The organism is Niastella sp., assembly GCF_045805085.1.
Classification (GTDB): domain Bacteria; phylum Bacteroidota; class Bacteroidia; order Chitinophagales; family Chitinophagaceae; genus Niastella.
In genome coordinates this window covers 38,399-50,550 of record NZ_JBJMLX010000433.1, presented here as the reverse complement: position 1 = coordinate 50,550, position 12,152 = coordinate 38,399, and the positions used below count along the sequence as shown (strand labels likewise).

Annotated in this window: 12 protein-coding genes; 4 read left to right on the top strand and 8 right to left on the bottom strand. The window is 44.8% G+C overall.

Going from position 1 to position 12,152, the window contains the following annotated elements:
* The 6 genes from ACJ751_RS22840 to ACJ751_RS22815 form a co-directional block, all read right to left on the bottom strand.
* The coding region (locus ACJ751_RS22840) for a hypothetical protein (protein ID WP_407747845.1) at positions 1-299 on the bottom strand (299 nt) is incomplete at its 3' end.
* Positions 300-504: 205 nt separating this feature from the next.
* The gene (locus tag ACJ751_RS22835; protein ID WP_407747844.1) at positions 505-1,851 is read right to left on the bottom strand and encodes a DUF58 domain-containing protein; all 1,347 of its coding nucleotides are present in this window, start codon (positions 1,849-1,851) and stop codon (positions 505-507) included.
* A gap of 212 nt (positions 1,852-2,063) precedes the next feature.
* Entirely contained in the window at positions 2,064-3,038 is a 975-nt protein-coding gene (locus ACJ751_RS22830; RefSeq protein WP_407747843.1) for an AAA family ATPase, read from the bottom strand.
* Positions 3,039-3,041: 3 nt separating this feature from the next.
* Positions 3,042-4,274 (bottom strand): DUF4350 domain-containing protein, encoded by a 1,233-nt coding sequence (locus ACJ751_RS22825; RefSeq protein WP_407747842.1) that lies wholly within the window; start codon positions 4,272-4,274, stop codon positions 3,042-3,044.
* Between the two features lie 41 nt (positions 4,275-4,315).
* A complete protein-coding gene (locus tag ACJ751_RS22820) occupies positions 4,316-5,197 on the bottom strand; it encodes a DUF4129 domain-containing protein (RefSeq protein WP_407747841.1) in 882 nt (293 codons plus the stop codon).
* A gap of 16 nt (positions 5,198-5,213) precedes the next feature.
* On the bottom strand, positions 5,214-6,182 hold the full coding sequence (locus tag ACJ751_RS22815; RefSeq protein ID WP_407747840.1) for a stage II sporulation protein M: 969 nt from the start codon (positions 6,180-6,182) through the stop codon (positions 5,214-5,216).
* A gap of 221 nt (positions 6,183-6,403) precedes the next feature.
* Here ACJ751_RS22815 and ACJ751_RS22810 point away from each other — a divergent pair, with 221 nt between their 5' ends.
* Entirely contained in the window at positions 6,404-6,835 is a 432-nt protein-coding gene (locus ACJ751_RS22810) for an RDD family protein (RefSeq protein WP_407747839.1), read from the top strand.
* Between the two features lie 27 nt (positions 6,836-6,862).
* A complete protein-coding gene (locus ACJ751_RS22805) occupies positions 6,863-7,168 on the top strand; it encodes a hypothetical protein (protein WP_407747838.1) in 306 nt (101 codons plus the stop codon).
* A gap of 25 nt (positions 7,169-7,193) precedes the next feature.
* Here the strand turns inward: ACJ751_RS22805 and ACJ751_RS22800 are convergent, their stop codons facing one another.
* Both ACJ751_RS22800 and proS read right to left on the bottom strand, forming a co-directional pair.
* Positions 7,194-7,682, bottom strand: coding sequence for a DUF5362 family protein (locus ACJ751_RS22800; RefSeq protein ID WP_407747837.1), 489 nt, complete (start codon positions 7,680-7,682; stop codon positions 7,194-7,196).
* Positions 7,683-7,820: 138 nt separating this feature from the next.
* Positions 7,821-9,299, bottom strand: a complete 1,479-nt coding sequence (gene proS, locus ACJ751_RS22795; RefSeq protein WP_407747836.1) for a proline--tRNA ligase — start codon at positions 9,297-9,299, stop codon at positions 7,821-7,823.
* A gap of 150 nt (positions 9,300-9,449) precedes the next feature.
* Here proS and ACJ751_RS22790 point away from each other — a divergent pair, with 150 nt between their 5' ends.
* Positions 9,450-10,298, top strand: a complete 849-nt coding sequence (locus ACJ751_RS22790) for a hypothetical protein (RefSeq protein ID WP_407747835.1) — start codon at positions 9,450-9,452, stop codon at positions 10,296-10,298.
* A gap of 279 nt (positions 10,299-10,577) precedes the next feature.
* A complete protein-coding gene (locus ACJ751_RS22785; RefSeq protein WP_407747834.1) occupies positions 10,578-12,113 on the top strand; it encodes an OmpP1/FadL family transporter in 1,536 nt (511 codons plus the stop codon).
* Positions 12,114-12,152 lie beyond the last annotated feature (39 nt).

Sequence of the window (12,152 nt, the reverse complement as noted above, 5' to 3'; positions counted from 1 at the left end):
GGAACAAGCTCTTTAGCGCAACTGGAATTAACTCTAACTTTTATGGCAGGCGACACGTTAACACCATTGTATGTTATTACAGGAAGTGTAGCCCCCCAGCAGGAAGGATTGTTCAGGTAAACAGGAAATGTATTTCTGTTTATTACGAACATTTCAACCGGGATGTCTTTACTGTTTTTTTTCAAGGGACCCAGTTTTTTTATCTTCAGTTCAATGGAAGTTGATATATCTTTTGGCGTTCTTATATGATCTGAAAAAGACAGAGCAAAAAGAGAAATGCTTAATAATATCAGCTTCATAACAAAATTTTTTAAAATTTCTAAGAATAACTTTATTGTCAAAGCGTAACGGGATCATATATTTCCATTTCGGATTATCGGGAGATGCTATGTCCCAAATGGGCGCCAGGTAGTTATCATTTCGGAGGTTTAAAACACTGGCGCTCATCTTCAGCCTGCCTTTATTAAATACTTCCATCGCATACCCTGTAGTGCCGTCTACATCTCAGATCGCCTGCCGGGCCTTCAATTCAAGGTATTTATTAACCGTATTAATAGTGAGATTTTGCGGTGCAGTAAGAATGGTGAAAATGCCGTGTTGCTGCAGTTCCTTTACGATCAACCGTTTTTCATACACGAATTTTTCTGCAATGGTTTTGGTGTACAGCGTTTCAATATCGGTGGCCGGTTCATCGGTCAGCTGGCGCAATTCGGTATTTTCAAAAAACACTACCAGCACCAGGTGATTGCGGGCAATATGCCTGATGTAGGGCAACTGCCGTTGCAAACCCGATAACGACTCAAAATTGGTAAACAACACAATGAGGCTGCGCTGCGAAACGCGGGTGCGCAGATGCGCATACAGTTTTTCAAAATCGCTTTCGAGGAATTTTGTTTGCTGGTTGTACAGGGTTTCCAGGATATGCCCCATTTGCGAGGCTTTGCGGTCGGCTGGTAAAAAATGACCGATGTTCTCGGCAAAGGTCACCAGCCCTGCCCGATCCTGTTTTATCAGCGCCACGCGCGATAATATCAGGGTGGCATTGATGGCGTAATCCAACAGCGTCATGCCTTCGAAAGGCATTTTCATAACCCGGCCTTTGTCGATGATGCAATAGATCGACTGGCTGCGTTCATCAGTATAGTTATTCACCATCAGCTGACCGCCTTTGCGGGCGGTAGCCTTCCAGTTTATGCTGCGGATATCGTCGCCGGTAACATATTCCTTGATCTGTTCAAACTCAAGGCTATGGCCTATTTTACGGATCTTGCGGCTGCCCGCTTCGGCCAGGTTATTGCTATAAGCCATTAACTCAAACTGGCGCAGGGGCAAATACGAGGGCAATACTTTTACCATCTGCTCTCCCTCGCTCCTTATACGACGCACCACCAATTGTAATGGGCTTTTTACAAATACATTGGTATCGTTAAAAATGTATTCGCCCCGTTCAACCGGACGCAGATCGTAGGCAATATTTTTCGATTCATCACTGTCCAGCGCGGCATCAACCGAAAAATCACGCTGCTGAAACTGCACCGGAATTTCGTCAATGACCTTGATGCGAATACGAAAATGAAACTTGTTGGTAATAAGCAATTTTACCTTATTATTATCGCCATTGCTGAACCGGTCGCTTACAATCCGTTGTATCAGCAATCCTTCCCGGCGCAGGAACAACAGAATATAATCCAGCACTACCATGGTTATGAAAAACCAAAGGCACACCCGCGCCACCGGGTACAGCACCGGCCAGTTATACGACAGTACAAACAATAATATTACTGCTACAAACGACCAGTAAAATCGCCGGCCGAAGAACAAGGGAAGTATGTATCGCTTATAAAGATTCATTGGTACTTAAGTGATGTATTGTGGTTTTCAGGTGCTTTTTTCGTGAATCGGCAATCGGCAATCGGCAATCGGCAATCGGCAATCGGCAATCGGCAATTTTGGCCTCGCGATTATAGTCAACCTGTTAACTCGTCAACTTGTTAACTTGTTAACCCTATCAACTCCGTCAACCCTATCAACTTGCCTCCTGGTCAACTCGTCAACTGATCAACTTACCTCGGTACCTCAATGCTGGCTACTATCTGCTGAATCACATCATCAGTAGAAGCCCCTTCCATTTCCTTCTCCGGTGTTAATACAATACGGTGACGCAATACCGGCGGGATCACATAAATGATATCATCGGGTGTAACAAAATCGCGGCCTCGCATGGAAGCCAGCGCTTTGGCGGCATTTAAAATACCGATGGATGCCCGGGGCGATGCGCCCAGGTAGATCGACTTATGATTGCGGGTATTGGCAACAATAGCCGTTATAAAGTTGATCAATTTTTCTTCCACATGAATAGAACGCACCTGTTTGCGCAATTCCGTTACCTGGGTAGAAGAAAGCACCGTTGATACCTGGCTGATCATTTCATTCAGGTTCTGCTGATGATGTTGCAGCACGATCCTGAACTCCTGCTCGGCCGTAGGGTACGACACATTTATTTTAAACAAAAAGCGGTCTAACTGCGCTTCGGGTAAATGATAGGTACCTTCCTGCTCAATAGGATTTTGCGTGGCCACCACCATAAACGGCACCGATAACTGGTACGAGTGTCCGTCAACGGTTATCTGCCGCTCTTCCATTACTTCAAACAAGGCTGCCTGGGTTTTGGCCGGGGCGCGGTTGATCTCATCTATAAGCACGATATTGCTGAAGATGGGGCCTTTATTAAACTGAAAAGTAGAATCCTTTGGATTGAAAATGGTGGTACCAATTACATCACTGGGCATCATATCGGGAGTGAACTGGATACGTGAAAAACCAACCGAAATGCTTTTGCTCAGCAATTTGGCAGTAAGGGTTTTAGCCACACCAGGCACGCCTTCAATAAGTACATGTCCGTCGGCTAAAACAGCCGCCAGTAAAAGTTCCACCATCTGCTCCTGGCCAACGATCACTTTGCCAATTTCCTGCTTTAAGGTCTGTACCGATTGCTGCAGCGCGCTGAGATCGGTTCTAACATCGAAAAAGTTTTCCATGTATTATGCGTATTTATAAAAGTGCTCCAATTTACGGTTAAACTCAAGCAGGGCTGCATCGCTTACATCATGCATCTCCTGCAACGAATTCATAAAAAATAACAGGTTCGTCAGATTATTGACATTGTAGCCTGTTTTCCAGGCCAGCTTTTTTTCAAATTCCGGATCGTTCAGGGCGGCACGAATGCCATAGCGGCCGCGCACATGATCCTGGAAATGCACGGTCATTTTAAGCGCCAGGTTCTTGTTATCATGCCGTTGAAAATACAACCGGCCTACTGTTTTCACAAAATCTACCGAGGCATTTTTCAGGGGTATAATAACCGGGATGATGCGTTGTTTACGTTTACTTTCAAACAGGTAAATGATTAGCATCAGCAACAATAACAACGGCAAAGCGCTTTTGAGGCCCTGTTGCTTGTTGATCCAGCCGAGCGTGGAAAATAAACCTTTTCCATTCCCGTCTGATCCATTGCCACTACCCGCGGTATGATACCGGAAATACTCATCCCACCGGATCACCGTGCTGTTTTTCGGCAGGTACGACAATGCATTATCGTAATAGGCTTTGTTATTCTTGTGTAATAAAAAGAAATTGGTAAACGCCATCGGCGCCAGGTTAATCAACAGGGACCCACCGCCATCGTAATTAAACTGTACGAAATTGGGGCGCCCGTATTTGTCCCTTCCCAGGATATTGGTAATGTTGGAATCAACCTTGATAAAATAATTATCCAGTGCCTTACCGGGATAGGTGAACGATAAGAAATCGTTTGTTTCGGGATGATTGACACTTACGGTTAACGAATCTTCGGAATTGAATAAACTGGTGTAAAATGCAGGTTTCAAATGCAAACTGTCCAGCAGACTTTCGCTGATAGTGAAGGCCGAGATAAAGATGTGCTGTCCTTTACCTACCAGGTTCAACAAGGCATTCACCTCGCTTTCATCGGGTATCACCTGGTTTGTAATGATGATGTAATTTACACTGGGATCATCATAGCTGGTGGCAGTATTATCCTCTTCATCGTCTTTGTCTGTTTTCACGCTGTACGATCTGTACCGGTCGGGCGATCTTTTATTGACAACAACGTTGGAATTAGGAAATAGATGGCGCAGGTTCTCATACGCATAATAAGTACCGTAGGGTATTTTATCGGTACGCCACAGCGTTACCCGTTTGTTCATGGTTTTACCACCGGAGCCACAAGCGGCTGTCAGCGCAACAAACGCCATCAGTAATAGTAAAGATCGATATCGTATTATTGGTTTCAAGATTACACGGCGTTGTAAAAGTGGCTGAAATTATTATACACTATATCAAATTGTTCCCGGGTAAGGGTAAACTCGCCATACCACACATAATCGTAGATGCGGGTTAAAAAACTAAAGTCGTTGCCCAGTTTATGTTTGCTCATCTGAAGCACATACTCATAATTCGTGGCATCTACATGGTATTTGATCCATTGTCTTTCGTTCAACAGCTGCAGGGTTTTCAGGTACATAAATCGAACGGCCTGGCGGTGGTCGCCGGCCTCCGCGGCTCTCCTGACCTTTTCATCCAGATTTTCATCCTCGATATCAACCTCTTCTCCGCCATCACTCACTTTTGTTTTTTGGGAAGTATAGAACAGGGACAGCTTGTTCACTACCATGATGCGGTAGATAACAAACAGGAAAAATAATCCCAGTACAAAATAGGTAATGATGCGGGTGGCATCACTGGAGAAGAAATTGTTGAAATGATCCCAGAAGCCTTTTTTTTCCTGCGCTCCCTCTTTTTGCCTCCGCTCCCACTCCCGTTCTTCCTGTTCGCGTTTACGTTTGAGTTCCTGTTCGTGCTCAAGGTCCCAATAGGCAGGGTCATTGGCATATTCGAAATCTTTTTGATTTTTATACCGGCGCACGGTAGAATCGGGAACGGCGCGGTATTGAAGCGGTTCGGGCAGCCTGGTGGTGCCTATTTTGGTATCGATATTATTGGTACCAATATCATAAGCCGTGTCTGCCACGGGCGGTTCTATAAGTGCTGTATCAGTTTCTTCATTGGTTTGTGCCTGTAACAATGGGGAACAGGCCAGCAATGTAACCATGCACGCTATTAACCTGAGGTTTTTTACAGCGGGGATCAACAACCGGTATGATGCAACAACATTCATTGACAGGGCAAATAATTTATTCAACTGCTTTTTCGGCTTTTGTTTTACGTTGTACCTGTATGGGATACCATACAAAATACCACATAATAAAAATAAATGAGGCCGCCAGGATCAATATGCTTATCAAACGCGGCATGGAATAGTAGGAATACCGGGTTACAAAACCCTCCAGAAAGGCTGCTACCAGTAGTATTGGTACCAGCGCGATCATTATTTTCAACCCGTCTTTTGCCCCCTGCATCAGTGAATGCAATCTTTTATGGGAACCAGGGAATAAAATGCTATTGCCTACTATTAAACCGGCTGCGCCCGACAAAATGATGGCGGAGATCTCCAGCGTACCATGGCACCAGATCACCAGCACGGAGGACCAGCCCAGGTGTTTCGCAAAAAAATAATATTGAAAAGCGCCTACCATTACGCCATTCGTGAACAATTCTTTAACACTGCCCAGTCCCAGGAACAGGCCCCATACAAAAACCCGGAATGAGACATAGATATTATTCAGTGCAATGTAAGCGAACATATTCACAGCCTTTGTATGCCGGTATACGCCAAAAGGATCGCCTTTGGAAATATTGGCCTCGGTCATTTCAATATACCCGTCGCCCAATACGCCTCTTACAAACGTTTCGTCATGGGCTGCCGAAAAGGCGGCCATAATTGCAAAACCAACGAATATGAGAAATGCATACAATATTTCACGGTGGTGCTTGCGAACGGTGAGTGGTAATTCCGTTTTAAAAAAATGACCAATGCGGGAGGTTTCTTCCCGTTTGTTCCTGTAAATGCTCAGGTAAATGCGGGAGGCCAGGTCGTTCAGATACTGGGTTACCTTGCTATGCGGGTAAAAAGTTTTGGAGTACCCGAGGTCATTCACCAGTTCGGTGAACTGTTGCGCCATTTCATCAGGATCGGTGGTTTCTTCATATTGATACTTCCGCCACTTATCGATATTTTTCTTTATAAATAGTCCTTCTCTCACTCAGACGTATTTTTATTGTTTCAAATCTACCTATTCAGGCCCAAATTAAATGGCACAAGTAAATATAATAGTAAAATTTTGAACGTTATAACGTTGGTAAACAGATAATTCTTATACCTCTCCCCCCTAAAAGGGAGAAAATTTAATGCAGGTTGCTGTTTTCAGGGTCCGCTTTGGAATTCCTGCTGTAAGCTGTAACTTGTAACCGGAACATTTATAATATGCTGTTAGTTAAATTAGATACTGGATTTAATATAGAAGTGGAATTTGCGTTGAGCCCTTTTCACCGGCGTTTTTTTGCCTGGCTGATCGATGTTACCATCCAGGGCACTTACCTGTATTTGGGCGCCAAGCTCCTGAACGGACTGGTAAGCATGGACTGGGACTCGCAAATGTGGGGTGTGGTATTGTACCTGCTGCCTTTTATTTTTTACCACCTCGTTTCCGAGATCATGATGAACGGGCAGAGCGTTGGTAAAATGGTGATGCAAATAAAAGTGATGACCATGCAGGGCGGCGAACCTTCTATAAGCCAGTACCTCATTCGCTGGTTATTCCGCATCATTGATTTTCCCATTTTATTATTCGCGGGAACCCTCACGGGTTATTCTACCTGGTGGGTGGTGTTGTTTATTTTTGCCGGTTTGATCTGAGTTATTGCCACGCCCAAATAGCAACGCGTGGGCGACCTGGTGGCCGGCACCATTTTAATCGATCTTAAAAAACGCACTTCCTGGCAGGATACCGTATTCACCGAAGTGGAATCAACTTATCAACCCCGTTATCCCCAGGTAATGCAGCTGAGCGACCGCGACATCAATACGCTAAAAAATATCATTGAAACCGTGAAAAAGCGAAACGACTACGACCTGTCGATCAAGATCGCCTATCGCATTCAATCAAAACTAAAAATGACCAGCGACCAGGACAGTTTGGAGTTCTTACAAACATTGCTGAAGGATTATAACTATTATTCTGCTAATTAAGAAGCTGTAGTTCGTAGGTATTGCCCTACCTCATCAATGATGCTACCGACACCACTACGATAGTTCCCAGCAGGTAAAACGACAAAACAACAATAGTAAGGATACCCACAAACTTGAAACAGCTTTTGAGGTTACCCAAGGCTGCATTCAGGTTTATTTGATCGTTATTACGCAGGGCCGTTTGCATTTTCGATGAAAAATTAAACAGGTACAAACAGGGGAAGAAGTATAGTAAAGCGATTATTATATACACTATGGAAAAAGCATAGTTGCCAATTGCCAGGGTGCTGCTACTGAATGAATCACTACCGCTGCCCATCTTGCTGATGACAGACATGATACTGCCGAAAAACAGGGCAAAAATTACTATGAACCCACACACCACAAATCCCACAATAGATAAAAACTTGGCCCAACGGGCAGTTTCACTCAGGTAGCCGATGCTTTGCTGATCGACCTGCAGTTCAAACAAATTTTCATTGGGTACTGAAGCTGATTGATTGTAGGGCTCCATTTTTTGCGTTTTTGGTTAACGAATTCCTTTAGGGATGATACAACAAGATATGAAAATAAACGAAGCCCCCCACCAACCTCTCCGCCAGTTGGCGGAGGAGGCAGGGAGGGGGACTTTAATGCTATAGTAAGAATTCAATTAATAAGCCTGTGCAAACAGTACCCGTTGTTTGGCGGGTTTGCCTGAGAAAACACAAACGCCTTCTTCCTGTGGGTTATCCAAAGGAATACAACGAATGGTAGCTTTTGTTTTTTCTTTTATCGCATCTTCCGTTTCAGAAGTGCCATCCCAGAAAGCAGAAATAAAGCCGCCTTTTTCGTTCAGGGTGCTTACAAATTCATCCCAGGAATTTACCGTTGTGATGTGTGAATCGCGATATGCCAAAGCTTTGTTGTAAATGGCCTGCTGAATTTCAGCGAGCAATTGTACAATGCGCTCAGGCAATCCATCCATGGAAACGCTTTGTTTTTCCTTGGTATCGCGACGGGCCAGTTCCACCGTATTGTTTTCCAGGTCGCGTAAACCCAGGGCAACACGAACCGGTACCCCTTTCATTTCGTATTCGGCAAACTTCCAACCGGGGCGGCTGTTGTCGTTATCGTCGTATTTTACGCGTACGCCCAGGGCCTTCAGTTGTTTTACCAGTTCCAGCACCTTCTCGTCGATTTTTGCTTTTTGTTCTTCCCCTTTATAAATGGGAACGATCACTACCTGCAGCGGCGCGATCCTTGGTGGCAGGATCAAACCATCATCATCACTATGCGCCATTACGAGGGCGCCAATCAGGCGGGTGCTTACACCCCAGCTGGTAGCCCACACGTAATCGAGTTTATTGTCTTTATCAGAGAACTTCACATCAAATGCCTTGGCAAAATTCTGTCCCAGAAAGTGCGATGTACCGGCCTGCAGGGCTTTGCCATCCTGCATCAGGGCCTCGATGCAATAAGTATCCAGGGCGCCGGCAAAACGTTCGTTCTCTGTTTTTACCCCTTTAATAACCGGTAATGCCATCCAGTTCTCCACAAAATCGGCGTACACGTTCAGCATTTGAACGGTTTCTTCCACTGCTTCTTTGGCGGTGGCATGGGCGGTATGCCCTTCCTGCCATAAGAATTCGGCTGTGCGCAAAAACAAACGGGTGCGCATTTCCCAGCGAACCACATTGGCCCATTGGTTAATGAGCAGCGGCAGATCGCGATATGACTGGATCCAGTTTTTGTAAGTATTCCAGATGATGGCCTCACTGGTTGGGCGAACCACCAGCTCTTCTTCCAGTTTGGCTTCGGGATCAACCATCAGAGCGCCCTTTTTGGAAGGATCAGCCTTTAACCGGTAATGCGTTACCACCGCACACTCTTTGGCAAACCCTTCGGCGTTCTTTTCCTCGGCTTCAAACAGGCTTTTGGGAACGAACAGCGGAAAATAGGCGTTCACATGGCCGGTATCCTTGAACATTTTATCAAGGGTATCGCGCATATTCTCCCACAGGGAAAACCCATAAGGTTTTATTACCATACAGCCTCTTACAGCCGAATAATCGGCCAGGCTGCCTTTAATAACCAGGTCGTTGTACCATTGCGAATAGTCTGTGCTCCGGCTGGTGATCTCTTTGCTCATGTTTTATTTGTTTATGGTCCTCATTATCAAGCCTTTTATCGATAAACTTTAACATTCGGCTTACAATAAATTACTGGCTTTTTATTGTACCTTTAATTGGGAAAAACGCAAAAGTAGCATTTACCATTGTAAAACGTTAAAACCATTACTATGAGGTTCCTAAATATACTCCCTGTAATTCTGGCAATGGCCGCTTTATCAAGCTGCTCGGTTTACCGCAGCGGACAAACGCCGGATGATGTATATTATTCACCGGGCCACTCTGCTGACGATTCCTATCTGACGGTTAACAATCCCAGAAAGGGCAACAGCGACTATGGCCGTTACGATAATAATACAAACACAAACCCCGACGACAATTACCTTCGGATGCGGCAATATGGAAGCCGGTGGAACACGTTCGACAGCTATAACGACTGGCAATACAATGGTGGTTATTACGGAGCCTATAGCCCATATACGCCCTATTCCTCCTTCTATGGGTCTTCATTTTATGGCGGCTATGGTAGTGGATTTTACGGCGGTTACGGAATTGGAATGCCTTATGCGTATGGTTATTACAATCCCTGGGCAATTAACGCATTCAACCCCTACTTTAACAGTTACTACTACTGGAACAGCTACTATAATCCCTATGCCGGCGGCATAATTGTAGGTGGCGCTAAAGGCAACCCCGTGGCGTATAGAGCAGTACGTAATTTCAACATGAGCAGCTATACCAATGGGAATTATAATATCCGCAACACAAGCACCAACAGACCCATTTATACAAACCAGAATGGACGGTATAATACCAGCAATAACAATGGTAATACATCTGGTGGACTGCGCAGGAGCAATGACAGCTATTACTCGCCTACCCAGCGTTCCTCTTCCCCTACTTATACGCCATCAGCACCGGTAAGAACTTACTCACCTTCTTCTGGTGGTTCATATGGCGGCGGCAGTGGTGGTGGTGGCAGCACGGGCGGTGGTAGCAGACCAAGCCGGGCTCACTAGAAAGCCCGCCTACGCTAAAGCTTCGGCGGACGAGGCAGAGGACAAAGGGCAGAAGGCAGAGATTGACCCTCCGCTATTGCCAAAGGTCCTTGCAAAATGAAAGCATTAAAAACAGAAAATCAGTATTGCTAATAATAACTGTAGTGTGATCTTTTACTACAGACTAAATCGCTTTTTCTATTAGTAAGTGTGAAAACTGGCAGTTATAATAGAGAATAGGGCTATCTCTGCCCTTTGCCTTCTGCCCTCTGCCGTTTTCCGATTTTATAATAACGCACCATGAAGTACACCCTTTCGATAGCTTTTCTTACTTTGATTGGCTCGCAGGCAATGTCACAGTTACCCGAAGATGTAATACGAATGAGTTGGAATGTACCATCCGGAACGGCCCGTAGCCAGGCAATAGGCGGCGCTATAGGTTCACTAGGCGGTGAAATAACGTCAACATTCGTAAACCCGGCCGGTTTAGGCTTTTTTAAAGTTAGTGAAATAGTTCTTACACCGGGTTTTACCATTGGACACAGCGATGGCGACTATCGCGGATCAGGTGTGCGTAGTAACAATGTAAACCGGTTCAATATGAGCACCACCGGTTTTGTATCGGCTACCTCCGATCCGGGCCGGCAATGGGTTAGTAAGGCCTTCAGCATTGCTGTTAACCGGGCAGCCAACTTCAATAACAATATTTACTACAAGGGAAATAACGATTACAGCTCTGGTTCTGAAGTGTACGCAGATGAGTTTTCCAAATCGGGCGTAAATCTCAACGACACTTATGGTTCTGATAAACTGTCACTGCCTACTAAAATGGCTATTTATACCTACTTAATAGATACAGCTACCATTGGCGGCATAAAGCAGATAGTGGGCAGACCTGAATACCTTAATTCCATCAATCAGGAGAACAGGATCTCAACCAAAGGCGGCATTACCGAAATTGCAGTCGGTTTTGCGGGTAATCTGCAAGACAAATTCTATTTGGGCGGCAGCATTGGTATTCCCATTGTAAAGTATGAACGCCGTACAGAATACAAGGAGTCGGACCCTACCAATGATGACAACAACAATTTCAATTACTACCGGTATGAAGAAAAGCTTACCACTACCGGTGCTGGTATAAATTTAAAACTGGGCGCCATTTTTAAACCCATAGAGCCACTGAGAATTGGATTGGCCGTTCATACCCCTACTATTTACGGTTTGAAAGATAACGTAACCAGTAAAATGGTAACGGACCATGAAAAACTGATCAGTGGTTTCCCTGTTGATTCCGTTACTTCCGATTACTACGCTGAAACGCCCGTTAGTAAATACGACTTTTCATCACCCTGGAAATTCATGGTAAGTGGTGCGTATATAATTAACGGAGTGGAAGATGTTTCCCAGCAACGCGGATTTATTACAGCTGATATTGAATATGTAACCTATGGATCTTCGCGTTTTAGTGCGGCAGAAGAAAGTGATGATAATTCATATTACAGCCAGGTGAACTCAACCGTTAAGCAACTGTACAAAAGTGCCCTCAATTTCCGGTTTGGCATGGAAATAAAATTCAATACCATTATGGGCCGTTTGGGTTTTGCTCACTATGGCAATCCGTATGAAAACAATCCCGTAAAAGCAGGAAAAACAAATGTAAGCGCTGGTTTGGGCTATCGCAATAAAGGCATATTCATCGATCTTACATACGTACATAGCCTAACCACTGATTCCAATTTCCCTTACCGGTTACCACCACCACAACAAAACGTTTACGCTGATGTTAAAAGCCAGATCGGGCAAATTCTGCTGACCCTTGGATTCAAGGTTTTTTAAAAGAGTAATTCTCTGCAGACCACTTACATTACTTCATTA

Excerpts from the sequence above, each read along its gene's own strand:
- ACJ751_RS22790 (WP_407747835.1), top strand. The coding sequence starts at position 9,450 with ATGAGGTTCCTAAATATACTCCCTGTAATTCTGGCAATGGCCGCTTTA.
- ACJ751_RS22825 (WP_407747842.1), bottom strand. The coding sequence starts at position 4,274 with ATGGCGTTTGTTGCGCTGACAGCCGCTTGTGGCTCCGGTGGTAAAACC.
- ACJ751_RS22830 (WP_407747843.1), bottom strand. The coding sequence starts at position 3,038 with ATGGAAAACTTTTTCGATGTTAGAACCGATCTCAGCGCGCTGCAGCAA.
- ACJ751_RS22835 (WP_407747844.1), bottom strand. The coding sequence starts at position 1,851 with ATGAATCTTTATAAGCGATACATACTTCCCTTGTTCTTCGGCCGGCGA.
- ACJ751_RS22810 (WP_407747839.1), top strand. The coding sequence starts at position 6,404 with ATGCTGTTAGTTAAATTAGATACTGGATTTAATATAGAAGTGGAATTT.
- ACJ751_RS22800 (WP_407747837.1), bottom strand. The coding sequence starts at position 7,682 with ATGGAGCCCTACAATCAATCAGCTTCAGTACCCAATGAAAATTTGTTT.
- ACJ751_RS22820 (WP_407747841.1), bottom strand. The coding sequence starts at position 5,197 with ATGAATGTTGTTGCATCATACCGGTTGTTGATCCCCGCTGTAAAAAAC.
- ACJ751_RS22785 (WP_407747834.1), top strand. The coding sequence starts at position 10,578 with ATGAAGTACACCCTTTCGATAGCTTTTCTTACTTTGATTGGCTCGCAG.
- proS (WP_407747836.1), bottom strand. The coding sequence starts at position 9,299 with ATGAGCAAAGAGATCACCAGCCGGAGCACAGACTATTCGCAATGGTAC.